The organism is Corynebacterium sp. SCR221107 (assembly GCF_027886475.1).
Classification (GTDB): domain Bacteria; phylum Actinomycetota; class Actinomycetes; order Mycobacteriales; family Mycobacteriaceae; genus Corynebacterium.
Window position 1 is genome coordinate 1,600,689 of sequence record NZ_CP115670.1, and the last position, 20,671, is coordinate 1,621,359.

14 protein-coding genes are annotated in these 20,671 nt (G+C 59.4%); 1 reads left to right on the top strand and 13 read right to left on the bottom strand.

The features are described 5' to 3' along the window. Positions 1-83: 83 nt before the first annotated feature. The 3 genes from arc to PAB09_RS07005 form a co-directional block, all read right to left on the bottom strand. The gene (gene arc / locus PAB09_RS06995; protein ID WP_271033002.1) at positions 84-1,682 is read right to left on the bottom strand and encodes a proteasome ATPase; all 1,599 of its coding nucleotides are present in this window, start codon (positions 1,680-1,682) and stop codon (positions 84-86) included. A gap of 463 nt (positions 1,683-2,145) precedes the next feature. Beyond that, positions 2,146-2,982, bottom strand: a complete 837-nt coding sequence (locus tag PAB09_RS07000) for a tRNA (adenine-N1)-methyltransferase (RefSeq protein WP_271033003.1) — start codon at positions 2,980-2,982, stop codon at positions 2,146-2,148. Positions 2,983-2,988: 6 nt separating this feature from the next. Beyond that, positions 2,989-4,284: a M18 family aminopeptidase gene (locus PAB09_RS07005; RefSeq protein ID WP_271033004.1), complete on the bottom strand. Its 1,296-nt coding sequence runs from the start codon at positions 4,282-4,284 to the stop codon at positions 2,989-2,991. 32 nt (positions 4,285-4,316) lie between these two features. Between PAB09_RS07005 and PAB09_RS07010 the strand changes: the two genes are divergently transcribed. After that, on the top strand, positions 4,317-5,114 hold the full coding sequence (locus PAB09_RS07010) for a RecB family exonuclease (protein WP_271033005.1): 798 nt from the start codon (positions 4,317-4,319) through the stop codon (positions 5,112-5,114). On the opposite strand, the gene PAB09_RS07015 is transcribed toward PAB09_RS07010, so the two are convergent. From PAB09_RS07015 to metH, 10 genes are all read right to left on the bottom strand, one after another. Further along, positions 5,111-6,760, bottom strand: a complete 1,650-nt coding sequence (locus tag PAB09_RS07015; protein WP_271033006.1) for a formate--tetrahydrofolate ligase — start codon at positions 6,758-6,760, stop codon at positions 5,111-5,113. The two genes, PAB09_RS07010 and PAB09_RS07015, sit on opposite strands and share 4 nt — an antisense overlap. A gap of 454 nt (positions 6,761-7,214) precedes the next feature. After that, positions 7,215-8,777, bottom strand: coding sequence for an aspartate ammonia-lyase (gene aspA / locus PAB09_RS07020; RefSeq protein ID WP_271033007.1), 1,563 nt, complete (start codon positions 8,775-8,777; stop codon positions 7,215-7,217). Positions 8,778-9,002: 225 nt separating this feature from the next. Beyond that, complete coding sequence (locus tag PAB09_RS07025; RefSeq protein ID WP_271033008.1) at positions 9,003-10,310, bottom strand: anaerobic C4-dicarboxylate transporter; 1,308 nt, start codon at positions 10,308-10,310, stop codon at positions 9,003-9,005. 345 nt (positions 10,311-10,655) lie between these two features. Then, positions 10,656-11,276: an MBL fold metallo-hydrolase gene (locus PAB09_RS07030; protein ID WP_271035314.1), complete on the bottom strand. Its 621-nt coding sequence runs from the start codon at positions 11,274-11,276 to the stop codon at positions 10,656-10,658. Positions 11,277-11,393: 117 nt separating this feature from the next. Further along, a complete protein-coding gene (locus PAB09_RS07035; protein ID WP_271033009.1) occupies positions 11,394-12,488 on the bottom strand; it encodes an S-(hydroxymethyl)mycothiol dehydrogenase in 1,095 nt (364 codons plus the stop codon). A 197-nt stretch (positions 12,489-12,685) separates the two neighbouring features. Then, positions 12,686-13,531 (bottom strand): ATP phosphoribosyltransferase, encoded by an 846-nt coding sequence (gene hisG, locus PAB09_RS07040; RefSeq protein ID WP_271033010.1) that lies wholly within the window; start codon positions 13,529-13,531, stop codon positions 12,686-12,688. Positions 13,532-13,570: 39 nt separating this feature from the next. Next, positions 13,571-13,834, bottom strand: coding sequence for a phosphoribosyl-ATP diphosphatase (locus tag PAB09_RS07045; protein ID WP_271033011.1), 264 nt, complete (start codon positions 13,832-13,834; stop codon positions 13,571-13,573). Between the two features lie 28 nt (positions 13,835-13,862). Further along, entirely contained in the window at positions 13,863-14,546 is a 684-nt protein-coding gene (locus PAB09_RS07050) for an HAD family hydrolase (protein ID WP_271033012.1), read from the bottom strand. A gap of 241 nt (positions 14,547-14,787) precedes the next feature. Continuing rightward, complete coding sequence (locus PAB09_RS07055; protein WP_271033013.1) at positions 14,788-16,698, bottom strand: heavy metal translocating P-type ATPase; 1,911 nt, start codon at positions 16,696-16,698, stop codon at positions 14,788-14,790. A 335-nt stretch (positions 16,699-17,033) separates the two neighbouring features. After that, a complete protein-coding gene (gene metH, locus PAB09_RS07060; protein ID WP_271033014.1) occupies positions 17,034-20,633 on the bottom strand; it encodes a methionine synthase in 3,600 nt (1,199 codons plus the stop codon). Positions 20,634-20,671 lie beyond the last annotated feature (38 nt).

Sequence of the window (20,671 nt, forward strand, 5' to 3'; positions counted from 1 at the left end):
TCACTTGCCCTGCCCACGCTTGTATTAGATCAAAGCTCGTTGCCGAGCCTTTTCTCCAAGGTGTGAGCCTGGGCTCGTCTTTGCTAGGAGTGCCCCAGCACTCTCGCGCTTAACACCCGCACCCCGCTGCGGCCGACGATCCGGCTCCACTCATCCGGGTTTGCCGTGTTGGGCAGATCCTCGTTCTCCCGGTTTTCCAGCTCCACGGCATCGATGAGGTCCTGGCGTGAAATCCCCTGTTCGCCGCCTTTGAGGTGGCGCTTGATCGCGTTCTTTTTCGCCCGGTCGACGATGTTGGCAATCATCGCACCGGAGACAAAATCACGGTAGTGCAGGACCTCGGTGCAACCGTTGACCAGCTGCAGCTCCACGTAGGGATTATCCCTAAACAAGGCGTCACAGGCCGCCGAAATCAACTCCTGCGCCGGCGCCAACAAGGGCACGGAATCGTTGAGGTAGAGCCCGAAAATGTCGCGGGCGGCCTTTTCATTGGGGCGCTGCACCCGGATCTTGACATCCAAACGCCCGGGGCGCAGAATCGCTGGATCGATGAGCTCCTCGCGGTTGGTCGCGCCAATGACGATGACATTGGAAATCGACTCCACGCCATCGAGCTCCGTCAAAAGCTGCGGCACCACGGTGGTTTCCATGTCGGAGCTTACCCCAGAACCGCGGGTGCGGAAGATGGATTCCATCTCGTCAAAGAAGATAATCACTGGGCGGCCGTCGGACGCCAGCTCGCGCGCACGCTCGAAAATCAGCCGAATGCGGCGCTCGGTTTCACCGACAAACTTATTGAGCAACTCCGGCCCTTTGACGTTGATGAAATAACTCGAGCCGCCATGCCCCAAGCGAGTAGACAGCGAATTAGCCACCGCCTTGGCAATCAATGTCTTTCCGCACCCGGGCGGGCCGTAGAGCAACACCCCCTTAGGCGGATTGAGGTTGTACGCCCGGTAGAGATCCGGGTGTGCGAAGGGTAACTCGACTGCATCTTGGATCTGCTCGATCTGATCGTCGAGGCCACCGATATCGGAGTAGGTCACATCGGGGATCTCCTCCAAAGCGAGTTTGGCAACCTCGGTCTTGGGGATAACCTCAAAGGCATAGCCGGCCTTGGTATCAATAAGAAGGGTATCGCCCGCCCGTGGGGCGCGTTGCGACGGCGCCTTCCCGCGGGTTGCTCCCATACCCGCGCCGGCGAAGGACTTCGCCTTGAGCAGTGGCTGCGCCAGGCGCACGAGGCGTTCCTCACCGTTGTGGTCGGTGACGAGCGCACGGTCAGTGCCGATCATTTCCGTAAGTACGCCCAAACTTCCCGTGGAGTCAAAATCGGTGACCTCAACCACCTGACTTGCCTCCCCCAGTCGAACCTGCACCCCAGGTACGAGACGCGCCGGATCCACCAAGGGGGAAATCATCAGACGCATCTTTCGTCCGGCGGTAAAGACCTCGGCCGTCTTGCCGCCGGAGGAGAACTCAAGGAACGTGCCGTAGGTCGACGGAGGCTGCGCCATCTCTTCCAACTGCAAGGAAAGAACCTGAAGCTTGTCCCGAGAAGCCTTAAGCAGCTCTGCGAGCTTAGTGTTCCGCGTTGCCAGGTCAGAGGCGACGCGCTTGAGGCGAGCTAGCTCCGCTTCCTGATTTACGGGATCAACGAAGGTATCACGGGAGGTTTCCATGCTGTCCACATTAGCGCCCCTGGCGCGGTGACCGTCACATGCGCCCTAGCGTGGGTGCACACCGCGAGGACTAGGCGCCCAAGCCCTTCCAATAACCGGCTTAAACCATGTTCAAAAATGGAGCTTACGTGGGAAACCACCCTCGCGCGGCATGATGATGGCAGGTGAGGAGCGGGGATCTCGACATCCTGTGGCCAGGCCAACAGGCCGCCTTCGAAATCGCTCAAACATAGGTGAGAGCCGACGCAGTGTGCGTGGCCACGACGCGCGTTGCTGCAACCTGGAGAACAGGGGCGCGGTGGACGTCGGCAAGCCCCGCGATGAACGGAATCGAAGTCCCATTACCCACGGTACGCACGGAAGAAAAAACTGGCTTTGATCCCGGTCGGTGCTCGCTTTATCGTGGCCTTTGGTCCCGCGCCCTCAACTTGCCCACCGCCGTGGTCAAGGGGCTAACCTTCTTCTACTTGCGGGCGCGACGCTGCGGGCGCGGCGGGGTCACACCATCGGAAAGCCGGCGGGCCCAGACCAGGAAGGCGGTGTGTGCATTCATGCGATGCTCCGGGCGGGTAGCAAGTCCTTCTACGCGCCACTCGCGCACGAGTGACTCCCACGCGCGCGGCTCGGTGAAGCACTTTTGCTCACGAATGCCTTCCATCACCTTCATCAGCTGAGGCACCGTTGCCACATACGTCATGAAAACACCGCCGGGAATCAGCAGGTTCCGAACCGTGTCCAAGCACTCCCAGGGTTCCAGCATGTCCAAGATGATGCGGTCGACCGGACCTCCGATGTCATCGACGGTGACCTCCCGCAAGTCCCCCAGGTGCGGTTCCCAGTTGGTGGGGCGGCCACCGAAGAACTCATCGACATTCTTCTCGGCGAACTCAAGGTGGTCCTCGCGAATCTCGTAGGAGATCACGGTGCCCTTCTCACCAACCGCGCGCAGCAGCGTCATCGACAGCGCACCCGAACCGGCACCGGCCTCCAGCACGCGCGCGCCGGGGAAGATGTCGCCTTCGACAAGTATCTGGGCGGAGTCCTTTGGATAGATAACGGCCGCACCACGCGGCATGCTCAGCACGTGATCGACCAGCAGATGACGGAAGCATAGGTACTCATAACCTTGCTCCGAGCGCACGACGGTGCCCTCGTGGGCGCCGATGATGTCGTCATGCTTAATGATGCCCTTATGGGTGTGATACAGCTCGCCGGGCTTGAGCACGATGGTGGCGTGCCTGCGCTTGGGGTCGGTGAGCTGAACGCGGTCGCCGGGCTGGAAAGGACCTGAATATGCCATAAGGGTTTACCCTACCAAATACTCATGCAAGACCTGTTCAAGCTGGTAGAGATCGCGGATATGGGCAAGCTCGCGAGCGGAATGCATCGACAAAAGCGGCACACCCACATCGACGGTATCGATGCCTAGGCGCGTGGCGGTAAGCGGACCGATGGTGGTGCCACAGGGCACCGAGTTATTGCCGGCGAAGACCTGAGTGCTTACACCTGCGCGTTCGCAGGCGGCCAACCACATAGCCTCGGTGACCGCATTGGAAGCATAACGTTGGTTGGCGTTGACCTTCAGTGCCGGACCCATGCCCATGACTGGTGCGTTTTCGCTATCGTGGCGCTCGGGATAGTTGGGATGAATGGAGTGCGCGGCATCGGCGGACACGCAGCTCGAGCGCGCATACATCCTGCGGATGCTGTCGGCGGTGGCACCGAGCGCAGTGGCGGTGCGCACTAGCACGTCCTCCAGGATGGGGCCGGCCGCACCCGTCGTCGATCCCGAACCGATTTCCTCGTGGTCGAAGCAGGCAAGCACGAGGATATCGTCGCCTTCGCTGGCCAGGTCAGAGGCGCGAGAAAGAGCGCGCAACCCTGGGTAGACGCTGGAGAGATTGTCGAGCCGGCCTGCGGCGAGGAAATCCTCGTTGGCGCCAAAGATCTCTCCCGGTTGCGCATCGGCGGTGATGAGGTCATGCGCAACGATGTCCTCGGCGGCAACGCCTGCAGCCTGCGCCACCACATCCATGATGGTGATCTCGGGCTGGCCTGCGGAGAAGATGGGTTGGAGGTGGCGTTGGCGATCGAGCTGCAGTCCGTCATTGACGCTTCTGTCCAGGTGGATGGCCAGATGCGGGATGCGCATCACCGGTGGGGTGGAAACCAGCTTCGTCTGACCGTCAGCGAGCACGACCCGTCCGGCGAGAACGAGCTCGCGATCGAGCCAGGACGGGATAATCGGCCCGCCGTAGACCTCAACGCCTGCCTGTTGGAAACCTGCACTAGACCGGTCGCCGTGCGGCTTGAGCTTGAATCCGGGCGAGTCATTGTGGGCGCCGATGATTCTAAAACCGGATTCCTCCGCGGTGGCGTTGTTTGGCACGAACCATGCCATCAGCGCACCTCCGCGAATGAGGAAGTGCCCGCCCGCGCTTGCATCCCAGGGCTGAGTTTCGTCTTGTTGGCTAAAGCCTGCGTCTTCAAGCAGCTGCGCGCCACTCGCGGCAGCGTGATAGGAGCTTGGTGCAGAAGCGATGAAGGAAATCAGGTCGTAGGCAAAAGAGTTCACGCCTTCTAAGCGTAGTCGCAGACGCAAAGGTGTCGATGTGGACTAGTGTTTTCTAGGTTATGAGTGCAAAGATCGCCCTGTCCCCCTCCCGTGCCAGCGACTACCAGCAATGCCCGCTGCTCTACCGCTTCCGTGCCATCGACAAATTGCCCGAACCGAAGACGGTCGCCCAGGTCAAAGGAACCCTTGTCCATGCCTGCCTAGAAGACATGCACAAGTGGGAGCGCGAGGCGCGTACCTTTCCGGCGGCGGTAAAAAGGCTCAAGCCCAACTGGGCGAAGATGACCGAAAGGGATCCTGAGCTCCTCGAAGTGGTGCCACAGGAAAAGACATACGATTTTCTCGTGGAATGTCGCACGTTGATCCGCGGCTATTTCGAGATGGAAAACCCGCAAGGCTTCGATGCATCCGAGTGCGAGATGTGTGTTGACACCACCTTGCCCAACGGCGTGCCTGTGCGCGGTTTCATTGACCGCGTCGACGTGGCTCCCAGCGGCGAGGTACGCGTGGTCGACTATAAGACAGGAAAGAAGCCCCTACCCCGCTACTCCCACGACGCCCAGTTCCAGATGCGGTTTTACGCTCTGGTCTACTGGCGTTTGTTCGGGGTCATCCCCACCCAACTGCGCCTGATGTACCTCAAGGTCATCGACTCCATGTACCTTGCACCGTCGAAGGAGGAACTGGAGTTTTTCGAGCGCGACGTCGCCGACTTGTGGACCAAGATCGAATCCGACGGCAAATCCGGGGACTTTCGCCCCAAGACCTCGAAGCTGTGCGATTGGTGCCAGCACAAGGCCTTGTGCCCCGCCTTCGGCGGGCAGCCGCCGGCCTACCCCGGCTGGCCAAATGATTAGAACAGGCCGCCGATCTGGCCGTCTTTGACGTCGATTCCCAGGGCAGCGGGCTTCTTCGGCAGGCCCGGCATGGTCATGACATCGCCGGTGAGCGCCACGATGAAGCCGGAACCGATGCGCGGCAGCAGCTTGCGCACGTGCAGGGTGTGTCCGGTGGCAGCCCCCAGCAGGCTAGGCTCATCGGAGAAAGAGTACTGCGTCTTGGAAATGCACACCGGTAAGGTGTCCCAGCCGTTGTCCTTGAGATACTGCAGGTCTTTTTCGGCGCGCCAAGAGTAATGGACCCTGCCCGCCGAGTAGACCTTGGTGGCGATGGTTTCGATAGAGGCCTCGATGCCCTCGGCTGGGTCGTACAACTGCGTAGAATCCTCGCGGAGGTTGTCCATGACGACCTTTGCCAATTCGACTGCGCCCTCCCCTCCCTTGGCCCAGACGTCAACGGGGACGAGTTGCACCCCATACTCAGTGGCCCAGTTGTGCATCCACTCAATCTCGGCGGCGGTGTCTGAAGTAAATCGGTTGAGAGCCACGATGGGGGTGACACCAAACTGGCGGACATTGCGCACGTGGGCCTCGAGGTTGGCCACACCCTTGGCTAGCGCGTCGAGGTTTTCGTCGGTGAGCTGATCCTTGGCCACGCCCCCGTTGTATTTCAGGGAACGAATGGTGGCGACGACGACAGCCCCGTTGACCGTCAGCCCACCGATGCGGGACTTGATGTCGAAGAATTTCTCCGCGCCGAGGTCGGAGCCGAAACCAGCCTCGGTGAGCACCACGTCGCCGAGCTTGAGGGCGGTGGTGGTGGCAATGAGCGAATTGCAGCCGTGGGCGATATTGGCGAAGGGTCCACCGTGGACGAAGGCCGGGGTTCCACCGAGTGTTTGCACGAGGTTGGGGTTGATCGCATCGCGCATGAGCGCGGTGAGAGCGCCTTCGACCTTCAAGTTGGCAACGGTGACCGGCTTGCCTTCGAAGTTTTGCGCAACCACAATGCGTGAGATGCGAGCACGAAGGTCCTCGAGGTCGGTGGCAAGGCACAGGATGGCCATGATCTCGCTGGCGGCGGTGATGGTAAATCCGGTCTCGGTCGGCGTTCCGTGGGCGCGGCCACCGAGGCCGGTCACAATCTTGCGCAGGGAACGATCATTGACGTCCATGCAGCGCTGCCAGGTAATCGAGCGCACGTCGATTCCGAGCTCATTGCCCTGCTGGATGTGATTGTCAACGAGCGCGGCCAGCGTGTTTGTTGCTGCAGTGATCGCATGGAAATCGCCCGTGAAGTGCAGGTTAATGTCTTCCATCGGAACCACCTGGGAATAGCCTCCGCCCGCGGCGCCGCCTTTGATGCCCATCACCGGCCCCAGCGAGGGTTCACGCAGCGCAACGATAGAATTGTGGCCGATCAACCGCATGGCATCGGATAATCCGATAAGTACAGTGGATTTGCCTTCCCCCGCTGGCGTGGGCGAAATGCCGGTGACGAGGATGAGTTTGCCATCCGGATTGCCCGGCACCTTGGCGAAGTCAACCTTCGCCTTGGCGGCTCCGTAAGTGATCAGAGCCTCGTCTGGAATTCCGGCGCGCTTGGCAATCTCGGTGATGGGCTCGAGGGTGTGAGCCTGGGCAATCTCGACGTCAGTAGACATGGCAACCTTAAAGCGTTCAAGGGGCGGTAACGAAAAATACAAGAAATCCATCAATAGAGATTCCTCACAGCCATGTTACCTACTCGGTTTGCACTCCCCTTATGCCACGCCCACGAAGCCGTACTCGACGCTTGCTGCCAAACGCACGCTTCGCCCTTGCGCTTGCCGACGCGTGCCAGGCGCCACACGCACACGGTATCCGTGCCGCGTGCGGTGGAAAAAACCCGTACCCCTCGGCCGAAGGGGAAAAAGGATGCCGCACCCAACGAGAAGCTGGAAGCGTCGGCAAGCAAGAAGGCCGCAAAAGGGCACACACGTCGATCACGTGCGTGCCCTTCGGTATACAGGCCTTACCAGGCGGCGACTTTTATGGCCTCATCACAGCAGATAGCCCCTTGGAAAAGGCCCGGTTGGCCGTCTCGAGGATTGAAGCTTTGAGGCCAGCTAGCGCATGCTAGTTGTCGAGGTAAAGTTGGCCGCGAAACACCGGGTGCATGAGGTTTTCGGTGGACAGAACCTGATTTAGGGTATCTTCGTCCATCAGTCCCTTTTCTAGCACGAGCTGTTTGACGGACTTGCCGGTGGCAGCTGCCTCTTTGCCGATCAGATCACCGTTGTGGTGTCCGATAAACGGGTTGAGGTAGGTGACGATACCGATGGAGTTTTCCACATAGGCGCGGCACACATCGGCATTGGCGGTAATACCCACGACGCACTTTTCGCGCAGGGTGTCGGCGGCGTTGCCGAGGATGCGAATCGATTGGAACAAGGCCTCACCAATGACCGGCTCCATGACGTTGAGTTGAAGCTGACCGGCCTCGGCGGCCATCGTCACGGTTAGATCATTGCCGAAGACCTTGAAGCACACCTGGTTGACAACCTCGGGGATGACCGGATTGACCTTCGCCGGCATGATCGAGGAACCGGCCTGACGCGGCGGGAGGTTGATCTCATGCAGGCCTGCGGTCGGTCCGGAGGCCAGCAGGCGCAAATCGTTGCAGATCTTGGACAACTTCATGGCCGCGCGCTTGACCGCCGAATGCGCGAGCACGTAGGCGCCGGTGTCGCTGGTGGCCTCGATGAGGTCACGGGCGGACTTGATTTCAAGGCCGGTGACCTCAGACAAGGTGGCAGTGACCTGGTGACGATACCCGGAAGGGGTGTTCAAACCGGTACCGATGGCGGTTGCACCCAAATTGATTTCGAGTAGGCGGTTGGCGGCCTCACGCAACACCGACTGCTCCTCGGCGAGGTTGTGCGCAAACGCCGCAAACTCATCACCAAGCGTCATCGGCACCGCGTCTTGCAGCTGGGTGCGACCCATCTTCAAGATGTCCACAAACTCGCGAGCCTTGGCATTAAAGGCCGCCTGCAGAGCCTCGATCTGGGTGATCAGGGTTTGCATGCAGTCGTATACGCCGAGGCGGAATCCGGTCGGGTAAGCATCGTTGGTGGACTGGCTCATGTTGACATCGTCATTGGGGTTGATGATGTCGTAGGCACCCTTGGGGTGACCAAGGTATTCCAAGGCGAGGTTGGCCACGACCTCATTGGTGTTCATGTTGAGGCTGGTGCCAGCTCCTCCCTGAAAGACGTCCAAAGGGAACTGATCCATGCAGCGACCTTCGACCAAGATCTGGTCGCAGGCCCACACGATGGCCTCGCACTTCTTGGCAGGCAGGGTGTGCAAACGCCGATTGGCAAGCGCGGCAGCCTTCTTGACCTGAACCATGCCCCGGATGAACTCTGGGATCTGGTTAATCGTCGTGCGCGAGATCTGGAAATTGTCGATGGCACGCAGGGTGTGAACGCCATAGTAGACATCGTTGGGAACCTTCATCTCCCCCAACAGATCGACCTCAATGCGATAGCTGCGATCGGAATCGAGATCTTTGACCACCTCGGGGGCATCGACGGGCTCGTCGGTTGTCACCACCTCGACAGGATCGGAACCGCCGTGAGCCTCCTCCTTCTTCTTCTTTTCGGAGTCGGCCGCCTTTGAATGGGACTTTGCCATTGCTTCTTCCTTCATCAATCAACGAGAAATCTGAAATATCTACCTTCAAGGCTAGACACGTCGTTGTTATGCCCGCCACAGAATTCTGTGGGATTTTTTAACAATCAGACCGAGTCCGCAGCTCGGGGTGGCACACCTGCTACTTCTATCAGGTGAGAGTTATTCAAAGGCGCAAGCTGTGCCGAAACACAGACGCACCGAGGTGCCCTTTCGGGGGTAGTTTTGTTAGACGAACAGTGGGCCGATGAGGAATCCGAGCGCCACAGAGATGGTGATGCAGACCGTGCCCGGAATAATAAACGGGTGGTTGAACACTGCCTTGCCGATGCGGGTCGAGCCGGTATCGTCCATCTCCACGGCGGCTAGGAGTGTCGGATAGGTGGGCAGGATGAACAACGCTGACACCGCTGGGAAGGAAGCGATCGCCGTGAGCGGGGACACCCCGATGGCAAGCGCTGCAGGAATGAGCGCCTTGGCGGTAGCCGCCTGCGAGTACAGCAATGCGGCAGCGAAGAAGAGAACGACGGCGAGCATCCACGGATAGCTGGTCAACAGGTCGCCGGAGAACGCCTGAATGGGTTCGAGGTAATGATTGATGAGCGAGGTACCCAGCCAGGCAACGCCGAGCACACACATCGCGGCCGACATGCCCGAGCGAAACACCTGGGTGGTGAGAATGTCGGCGGCCTGAATCTTGCACATCATGGTGATCGCAACCGCTGCGGTCAGCATCACAGTCATGATGGCCTCATTGCGCGGCAAGGTTGGATCCGCGATGATCCCTAGCTGATCGGAGATCAAGGTTGCGTACACCATGACGGCGACAATGGCCACGAGGAAGATAATGACCGAGCTCTTCGCCCCTGAAGTTGGGGTGTATTCGATCTTTCCCTTCGGCGGGACGATAACGCCACGCTTGAGGCGATCGTTGTACTCCGGGTCGTCTTTGAGTTCCTTGCCCAGGCGCTGGCTTAGCCACGCCGTGGGGAATATAGCCAGGAAGGTCGCGGGAATACAGATCATGAGCAGATCTAGATAACCCACTCCATATTGCTCAAGCTCGTCTGCCATAAACACCACCGCAGCCGAGATCGGCGAGGCGGTGATAGCGAGCTGGGACGCGACCACTGCCACCGACAGCGGACGCGAGGGGCGCACTCCCGTCTCCTTCGCCACCTCCACGATGACAGGCAGGGTGGAAAAGGCCGTGTGTCCAGTTCCAGCGAACAGGGTCATGAGATAGGTGACCACGGGCGCGAGGTAGGTGATGTGCTTGGGGTTTTTGCGTAGCACCACTTCAGCGAGGTGCACCAGATAATCTAAGCCACCGGCACGCTGCATCGCCGAGATCGCCGCAATGACGGTCATGATGATGCCGATGACATCAAAGGGAATGTCATCGCGGGTGATCGGGACGCCTGAAAGCCCCAAAGCCATGACGCCCAGCCCGCCGGCGAGGCCGATTCCTATCGATCCTAGGCGCGCGCCAAGGTAGATCGCCACGAGGATGATGAGGACGTGGACGATGGCCATAAAACCCCCCTTTAGTTTCTATATAAACATAGAAATGTGGCAATTTGTTTGATTACTTCCGAGTTTTCTGTACTTGGCCGACAAAAGCAAGTGTTTCCCACAGCATCAGCCCGGCGAAAAGTGAACGACGTGTGAATTTAACAAGCACTCGCCCCAAAAAGGTGAGCAAACACACGAAACCCTAGACCCGAACGGGGTCTAGGGTTTCTCTATTTTCGCTTAACGACGATTCCTGCCGATTCACAGCCACACCGGCTCATCGTGGTGGCTTCTCTATCTCCAGCCTTGAATACCGCGGTGTTAAGTCATCACTCCTTGCGAAAGCGGAAGTTCAGCGCTGAAAAATTAGTAACCACGAGCGATATATTCATCCAGCCGCGCCGCTTCGGCCCCGATGGTGGTGGCATCACCGTGACCAGGCAGGACGGCAGTTTCTCCAGGAAGAGTAAAGACCTTTGTGCGCAGCGAGTCGATAATCACCTCGAAGCTGGAGTACTTGCGGCCAGTTGCTCCGGGACCTCCGTTAAACAGCGTATCGCCGGACAACAGGGTCTTTTCCGCGGGAAGGTAAACCACCACACATCCGGGCGAGTGGCCGGGGGTGTGAATGACCTTGACGGTCTGACCTGCCACAGTAAACGTGTGACCGTCGGCAAGCGGGATAAATGGGGCATCCCCATTGCTTTCTTCCCACAACACTTGATCATCCGGATGCAGGTAGACGTCAACTCCATAATGCTGCGCTACCTCCGGAGCAAGCTCACAGTGGTCATTGTGAGCGTGCGTCAGCAAGACAAAAAGCACCGTGCGTTCGCCAACTGAATCGTAGATGGCCTGCGCATCATGCGAAGGATCGACGATGATGACCTCATGACCCGTGCCGATGAGATAGACGTTGTTGTCAACGTCCCACTCCCCGCCGTCAAGACGGAACTTACCGCTGGTCACAAGCTTTTCGATGGACAAGTGAGGGCTCATAGGTGATTCCTTGGGTCTAAGATTGATCCGACTATTCGACCGACCCGAGCAGTGGGGTGTCCACGGATAGACACGTGGCCGCCTGAAGGCCGGATGGGAAAGGGATTAGAGTTCCACGACCGAACGTAGCACCTTGCCGGTCTTCATGGTGGCGAATGCCTGTTCCACATCCCCCAAGCCCACACGCTCAGAAACGAAGTCGACCAGCGGGAACCGGCCCTGGAGGGATAGATCGACATACATGGGGAAGTCGCGCTCCGGGAGGCAATCCCCATACCAGGATGACTTCAAAGAACCCCCGCGGCCGAAGAAGTCGATCGCCGGAACGTCAAAGCGCGCCGAAAGGTTGGGGACGCCGACCAGCACCATGCGCCCTGCGAGATCGCGGGCATAGAAAGCTTGACGGCTGGTAGACACAATCCCCACGGCATCGATGGCCACATCGGTTCCGAATCCGCCAGTAAGCTCCCGGATCGCCTCAATGACCTCTTCCTCGCTCTTGCCAGCGCCGCAGACGGTGTGGGTGGCGCCAAACTGGATGGCGGTCTCAAGCTTGTCTGGGTCGAGATCGACGGCGATAATCGTGCTTGCACCTGCGAGCTTGGCGCCGGCGACGGCAGCCATGCCGACACCACCGCAGCCAAAGACGGCCACCGACTCACCGCGCTTGACGTCGCCGGTATTGACTGCCGCACCCAAGCCAGCCATGATGCCACAGCCGAGCAGACCGGCTGCGGCCGGATCGATAGTTGGATTGACCTTCGTGCACTGTCCCTCGTGGACTAGGGTCTTTTCCGCAAATGCGCCTATACCAAGCGCTGGGGTCAGCTTGGTGCCGTCCTCCAAGGTCATCTTCTGCGAAGCGTTGTGGGTGTTAAAGCAGTACTGTGGTTCCCCCTTCTTGCAGGCACGACACTCACCGCACACGGCGCGCCAGTTCAGCACCACGAAGTCCCCCACCTCGACATGGGTGACGGCCTCGCCGACAGACTCCACCACGCCGGAGGCCTCGTGGCCAAGCAGGAATGGGAACTCATCGGCGATATCCCCCTCGCGATAGGCAAGGTCAGTATGACACACCCCGCAGGCTTGGATCTTGACGACCACGTCGTGGGCGCCAGGGTCAGGAATGACGATGTTAACAGCCTCAACGGGGGCGCCCTTGGTACGGGCGATGATTCCGGTTACGATTTCGCTCATACCGGTCAGACTACAGAAAGTTTTTGTCGATGCCCACTTTTCAGAGGAGAATTCTATAAAAAGAACACTATTGACAATATTGTGCAATTCTATTCATGACGAAAAGCGGGACTTAGCTGCACATACGTATCCCCCTTCGCCCAGCCAAAGGGGACTGAGAAAAGGGGGATGCGAATGGCGGTTTTTATGCAGAGCGACTATATACGAGCGATCCGGATCTCGGATGCCAAAATCGCCTGGGCACCAAGGGCGGCCAGCTCGTCCATGATGTGATTGGCCTTCCCGCGCGGCACCATTGCGCGCACGGCCACCCAATTCTCCCTAGCCAGAGGGGATACCGTCGGGCCAGAGATGCCGGGGGTAATCGCCTCGGCCGCCTCGAGGTTGCCGCGATCGATGTTGTAGTCGAGCATGAGGTAATTCTGCGCGTGAAGTATGCCCTCCAGACGGCGCAGGAAAACCCGCTGTTCGTCATCTACTTCGACACCCTTGCGACCAACAACAACGGCCTCAGAGTCACAGATGACCTCGCCGAAAGGCTCCAATCCTTGCTTGCGAAGTGTGCGTCCAGTCGAAACAACGTCGGCGATAGCATCAGCCACACCGAGGCGAATAGAAATCTCAACCGCCCCGTCGAGACGGATCACTTTTGCATCGATGCCTCGACGCTCCAGATCGGCGCGCACGAGGTTCGGGTATGACGTGGCAATACGCTTTCCCTCCAACATGTCCACGCTCCACTGTTTATCGTTGGGAGCAGCATAGCGGAAGGTGGAGGCTCCGAACCCCAGCGGCATGACCTCGGCCACGTCGGCCTTGGAATCGGCGGCCAAGTCGCGTCCGGTGATGCCAAGGTCTAGTTGACCACCGGCGACATAGATGGCGATGTCTTTCGGGCGCAGGAAGAAGAATTCAACGTCGTTGGCCGTATCAACGACGTTGAGCTGCTTAGACTCGCCGCGGCCGGCATAGCCAGCCTCTTTCAAGATTTCTACGGCGGCCTCGGACAATGAACCCTTGTTGGGGATCGCGATTTTCAGCATGAGTGTGGCAAAAACCTTAGTTTATGAGGGGCGAGAGTTCTAGAGGTACTTGTAGATATCTTCCGGGGTCAGCCCGCGCTTGAGCATGATGACCTGGCACCAGTACATGAGCTGGGAGATCTCCTCAGCGAGCTCCTCTTCGGACTGATACTCCGCGGCCAGCCACACCTCGCCGGCCTCTTCGATGACCTTCTTGCCCAAGGTATGCAGCCCGGAGTCCAAAGCTTTCACGGTGCCAGAGCCCTCAGGACGGGTCTCGGCGCGCTCACGGAGTTCTTCAAACAGGCTGTCAAAATTCTTCACGGAAAATAGTATGGCACACCAGCCATGACTAGGCGCTGATGACCTCGTACCAATCGCGCAGCTTCTGCGCGCTCACCCCCGTAAATTCGACGCCACCGTGCAGTTTACGCATGGGATATACCCCGTCAGGCAGCTTGAGGGTCGACGATTCAGGAAGCCCGATGACCCGACATCCGGCGGCGACGGCGCCTCGCATACCAGCTGCGGAATCTTCAAATACCAGGCACTTGCTTGGATCGACGCCGATCACCTCGGCGGCCTTGAGGTACATGTCAGGAGCCGGCTTAGGAGTCTCCACCTCGTCGCCGCACACGGTGGTGGCAAACAACTGCTCACCGATGACTTCAAAAGGTGCTTGGGCAACGAGTCGTTCAGTGTTGGTGGCGATAGCCATCGGCACCACCTCGGTGTGCAGCTCGGTCAACAACTCGCGCACGCCAGCGCGTAGCACCAGCTTTTCTCGCATGAGCGCAATGACGCGGGTGTACAGAAAATCGCGCCAATAGTTGCGATCCAAGGTGGCTGGATCGTGCCCACCGTTGCGGGCTGCCAGCTCGAAGGTGAAGTCGAAGTTGGTGCCAACTGTGGTAGCCCGTTGTTCCACGGTGAAGCGCTTGCCCAGATGCTCGCTCATCGCGTAGGTGGCTTCGCCCCACAGCGGTTCGGAATCAACGAGGGTTCCATCCATGTCCCAAATAATGGCATCAAACATGCCACCTACCTTAGCGCCACGTGCGCCGAACCCATCTCCATGGCGTCGACTCCGCGTTGCAGCCTGGCGATGCTTGATCACCCGAGTGCCTTGTGCGCTAAGCCCTACAGCGCTGCCAAGGGTGCGATCGCTTAAGCAGATACGGTGAAAACGGTTGTTGGGCCAGACAAGCAGTAAAGAGATTGCTATTCCCGACCAGACGGTTTCGGCCCGCCCACCTGGCCTTGTGTGCACCGTTTGGCTAGTGGTGGGCTGCATCGTCAAAATCGGACAGAGACTTGTTCGTCATACCCACCCGTGCCGCGTTCGAGATGGCCAATACATCGATGAGTTCTTGTGCGATTGCTCCCATGAGTGGAGTAAATAGGCCAAAGACAGCCAAGATCATGCCAAGAATAGACAGCCCCATGCCGCCGATGACGCTTTGTAGGGCAATCCGCCGCATACGGCTGCCAATGTGGAGCAGGTCGTCGAGGCGTTCAAGGGAGGAGTCTAAAACCACGGCATCGGCAGCTTCGCTGGTGACATCGGAGGTCGCGCCAAAGGCGATGCCGGCAGAGGCGGCGGTCATCGCCGGGGCATCATTGATGCCATCGCCGAGGAATAGAGTGGGACCGAGCGTGGTCTTTTCCCGAACGATCGCCAGCTTGGCCTCCGGGCTCATGCCCCCATGCACTTCGGTGATGCCTACTTGCTCAGCAAGGTGACGCACCTCGGCTTCCCGGTCGCCGGACAGAATCATCATCTCTTCAACTCCATGCTTGCTGGGCAGATGCTCGATAAAGCTGGCTGCAGACAGCCGTGGCTCATCACGAAACTGAAGGGTCGCGGCGTAGCGGCCGTCGATGAGCACGACCGATTCCATGCCGGTTGCACCGGGCGGAAGCAACGCGGTCGAAGAAGGGTCGATTTTCTCGCAACCGACCCGGTTGGTGATATGGATTTCGCGCCCGGCCACCGTGGCGGACAGGCCTTGGCCTGGATGTTCAGATATGGAGTCTGTTTCCGGAATGGCTAGCTTGAGTCTTTCAGCCTCGCGAACAATCGCCTGCGCCAGCGGGTGCTTGGAATACTTCTCAACCGCAGCGCATAAGGTCACCACTTCGTCAGCGTCTCTACCCGGTGCCGTGAAGACATTGGTCACCGATGGACGCCCATATGTCAAGGTTCCAGTCTTGTCAAACATGACGATCTTGACACGTCCAACGTCTTCGAGCATGGCCGGGTTCTTGACGATGATTCCGCGCTTGGCCGACAAAGAAATCGCGCCAATGATGGCAACAGGTACGCCAATGAGCAATGGGCAAGGCGTTGCGATGACCAACACCGCCAGAAAGCGCGAGGGATCGCCCGACATAAGCCAGCCAATTGTCGCCAGCGCGAGAGCAATCACCGTATACCACGCACCGAGCCGGTCGGCCATACGCCGCATCGGCGGGCGGTTATTCTCAGCCTCCTTAAGCACACCGACGATCTTGGCGTAACGCGAATCCTGTGCCGCCGCGGTGGCCTCGATGACCAGCGCCACCTCTCCATTGATGGCACCAGAAATCACCGCCGAGCCCTGAGATTTGGGCACCACGTACGGCTCACCGGTCAAGTAAGACTCGTCCATGGCACCGCGGCCTTCCATCACCTCGCCATCGACCGGGCACAGTTCATGCGGTAAAACGACCACCCGATCACCCACGAGAACCTGATCGGCGTGTACATCATCCGTGCCCGAACTCAAGGATTCTCCCCTGAGCCGGTGCGCCACGGTCGGACTGCGCTTGGCCAAGGCGTCGAGGGTGGCGGAGGCACGTTTACTGGCGGCATCCTCGAGAGCCTCACCTCCGGAGAGCATGAGCACAATGATGGCGGCAACAAGCCACTCACCCATCGCCACCGCGGCGATAATCGACATTGCCGCAAGCAAGTCCGCACCGCCGCGCGCCTTGATTGCTCCTTTGATCACATCGATGGTCAACGGCACGCCACCGATGACAACCATGACCACCAGTGGCCAGTTGCCCGACCAAGACTGAAAGTCAAACCCAAAGCGCAGCACCACATGGATGCAGATGGCAAGCAGCGTGGCGGTGGCGATCATTCCTTCGGAAGAAGTGAGAAACTCCCGCACACCCCGTGAGGAATTGTTCGTGGCGTTCATGCCTTCAATTGTGGCTCATTTCCACTAGGAAATCACCGATGCTTAGGCTATATTTCCCAAGGTGAGATAGAGTACCGACACCATATTCAAGCACAGCCTAACCAAATTTTGATTCGCTTAGTGAAAATAAGAGGGAAGCTATCTTTTATGAATCGAAGCGGGTCTGTCCGATGTCACGATTGCCTGTGTCAGCGTCACAGCAAGGATGGAAAGTTGCTTGCCGACGCCACCAGCGCGCCACCGCTTGCCGTTTCTTTGTCCCTTCCGATTGCATCTGAGCACGAGAAAAGGGACCGACCGTTTCACAATCGATCCCTCCATCCGCAGCTTAAAAGCTAGACGTTAAAGTACTTCGCCTCCGGGTGGTAGAGCACGAAGGCATCTGTGGACTGCTCCGGGTGCAGCTGGTACTCCTCGGACAGGGTCACGCCGATGCGCTCGGAGTCAAGGAGCTTGACCAACGTTGCACGATCCTCGAGGTTCGGGCAGGAGCCATAACCAAATGAGTAGCGAGCACCGCGATAGTCCAAGTCAAAGAACTTGGACACATCGTGAGAATCCTCATCTCCGGCATGGTTTCCGTCGGAAAGCGCAAGCTCAGCGCGGACACGCGCGTGCCAGTATTCGGCAAGCGCCTCTGTAAGCTGGACGCCGACCCCGTGCACCTCCAGATAGTCACGGTAGTTATTATCGGCGAAAAGCACGTTCGCGAAATCGGCGATGGGCTGCCCCATCGTGACCAGCTGCATGGGGAAAACATCGACCGTGCCGGTCTTTTCGGCCAATTCCCGGGAACGGATAAAGTCCGCGATGCACAAGAACTTTCCGCGCTGCTGGCGCGGGAAATGGATCCGCGCAATCTCGTTTGCTTCTGGGCGTGGCTCCTCGAGCAGGATAACGTCATCGCCCTCAGATACCGCCGGGAAGTAGCCGTAGACGACCGCAGCGTGATCGAGAATCCCCTCGGACTTGAGCCTATCGATCCAATAGCGAAGGCGCGGGCGACCGTCGGTTTCGACGAGCTCCTCATAGGAAGGACCCTCCCCGCCGCGGGCGGACTTCAGCCCCCAGCGCCCCATGAACAACGCGCGCTCATCCAGCAGCGGGAGGTACTCATTCAAGTTCAAACCCTTGACAATGCGGGTTCCCCAGAATGGCGGTGTGGCTACTGGAACATCCTCGGCAACCGCGGAGCGGGCCGGAACCTCTACCGGCTCGGCGGCGGCCTTGCGCTCAGCAGCGATGCGCTTGGAGCGCTCGCGACGAGCTTTACGCTCCTGCTTCTTCTTCTCCAGCTCGATCGCTTCCGGCGAAAGGGGATCCAAGCCCTCGCCGCGGGCGGCGGCCATGAACTCGTTCATCAGCCGCAGGGACTCAAAGGCGTCCTTGGCGTAGTGAACTTCACCGTCGTAGACCTCGGTGAGGTCATCTTCGACATAGGCACGCGTGAGCGCCGCACCACCGAGGATGACTGGGTATCCGGAGTCACCGGAGGCGTTCATCTCCTGAAGATTTTCCTTCATGATGACCGTCGACTTCACCAGCAGGCCCGACATGCCGATCGCATCGGCGTTGTTTTCTTTCGCCGCCTCCAGGATGTTCGAGATCGGCTGCTTGATGCCGATATTGACCACGTTAAAACCGTTGTTGGACAAGATAATGTCCACGAGGTTTTTGCCGATATCGTGGACGTCACCCTTGACGGTGGCGATGACGATGGTTCCCTTTCCGCCGGAATCGTCGGAAGCCTCCATGAACTGCTCAAGATAGGCCACGGCCTGCTTCATGGTCTCGGCGGACTGCAGCACGAAAGGCAGCTGCATCTGGCCGGAACCAAACAAGTCGCCGACGGTCTTCATACCGTTGAGCAGGTCGTCGTTGACGATGTCTAGCGGGGACTTCTGCCTCATGGCCTCGTCAAGGTCGTCCTCGAGCCCATTCTTCTCGCCGTCGATGACGCGCTGAGCGATGCGATCGAACAAAGGCATCGCGGCCAGCGCCTCTGCGCGGGCGTCCTTGGCCGATGCCGCGGACACGCCCTCGAACAGGGCCATGAAGGTCTGCAACGGATCATAGTCGTCGGTGCGCCGGTCGTAGACCATATCGAGGGCGACCTTGCGCTGCTCCTCCTCGATCCGATTCATCGGAAGGATTTTGGAGCTGTGCGCGATCGCGGAATCCAGCCCGGCCTCGATGCATTCGTTGAGGAAAACTGAGTTGAGCACCTGGCGGGCAGCAGGGTTGAGGCCAAAGGAGATGTTCGACAAGCCGAGCGTGGTGTGCACGCGGGGGTGACGCGCCTTGATCTCGCGGATCGCATTGATGGTCTCAATGCCGTCGCGCCGGGTCTCCTCCTGGCCGGTAGAGATCGGGAAGGTCAAGGTGTCAACGATGATGTCAGACTCGTCGAGACCCCAGTTCTGCGTGATATCGGTGATGAGTCGCTCGGCGATCTCGACCTTCTTCTCCGCGGTGCGGGCCTGGCCCTCCTCGTCGATAGTAAGCGCGACCACGGCCGCCCCGTGGCGCTTGACTAGGCGCATGATGCGCTGATAGCGGGAATCGGGGCCGTCGCCGTCCTCGAAGTTAACGGAGTTGACCGCGCAGCGTCCGCCCAGGTGCTCGAGTCCGACCTGGATGACGTCCGGCTCAGTGGAGTCGATCATGATCGGCAACGTGGAGCTGGTAGCCAGCAGGGAGGCAAGCTTCCCCATATCCTCACGGCCATCTCGACCGACATAGTCCACGCAGAGGTCGAGCATGTGGGCACCATCGCGGGTCTGCTGCTTGGCGATCTCCACACAGGTGTCCCAGTCACCCGCGAGCATCGCCTCGCGGAAGGCCTTGGACCCGTTGGCGTTGGTGCGCTCACCGATCATGGTGATGCCCGTGTCCTGGGCGAGGTTCACCGAGGTGTATAGAGAGGACACGGCATCGTCCTCGGCGGGGTGGCGCGGTGCCTGCACGGCGGCAGGTTCGGTGTCGCTACCAACAACCGCATCCCGAACGGCGGAGATGTGTGCCGGGGTGGTGCCGCAGCAGCCACCGACCATGGACAGGCCGTAGTCCTGCACGAATCCGCGCAGCGCCACGCCCAGCTCCGCGGCCGACAGCGGGTACTCGGCGCCATTCTTGCCCAGCACCGGAAGGCCAGCGTTCGGCATGACCGAAACCGGGATCTGCGCATTCTGGGACAGGTAGCGCAGGTGCTCGCTCATCTCCTCAGGGCCGGTGGCGCAGTTCAGGCCGATCATATCCACCCCTAGGTGTTCGATGGCGGTCAGCGCAGCGCCGATCTCGGAGCCTAACAGCATGGTTCCGGTGGTCTCCACGGTCACGTGGCACACCAGAGGCAGGCGAACGCCAAGCTGCTCGAAGGCTTCCTGACAGCCGTGCACGGCGGCCTTGACCTGCAGCAGGTCCTGAGCGGTTTCGATGAGGATGGCATCCGCCCCACCCTCGACCATGCCTAGGGCAGCCTGGGTGTAGTACTTCTTCAGGTCCGTGTAGGGGGCATGCCCCAACGAGGGAAGTTTGGTCCCCGGCCCCATCGAGCCGAGCACAAACCGACGCATGCCATCGCGGCCAGGACCCATCTCATCGGCAACCTCTCGGGCGATCTTGACACCCTTGTAGGCCAGTTCCCGGCAGCGATCGGCGATCCCATAGTCGGCGAGGTTCGGAAGATTGCAACCGAAAGTGTTCGTCTCCACGAGATCGGCGCCGGCCTCAAAATAGGCACGGTGAATAGAGGCGACGACGTCTGGGCGGGTGTCGTTGAGGATCTCGTTGCAACCCTCAAGTCCCAGGAAGTCCTTGTCTACGTCCAAGTCGAAGCCCTGAAGCTGCGTGCCCATGGCGCCGTCGCCGATGAGAACGCGAGCCTTCATCGCGTCGAGGAATGCGGATTTGAAATCAACAGTTGCGGTAGTCATCGACTAGACAGCTTAGTATGTCTGTCAATGCTGGCCGA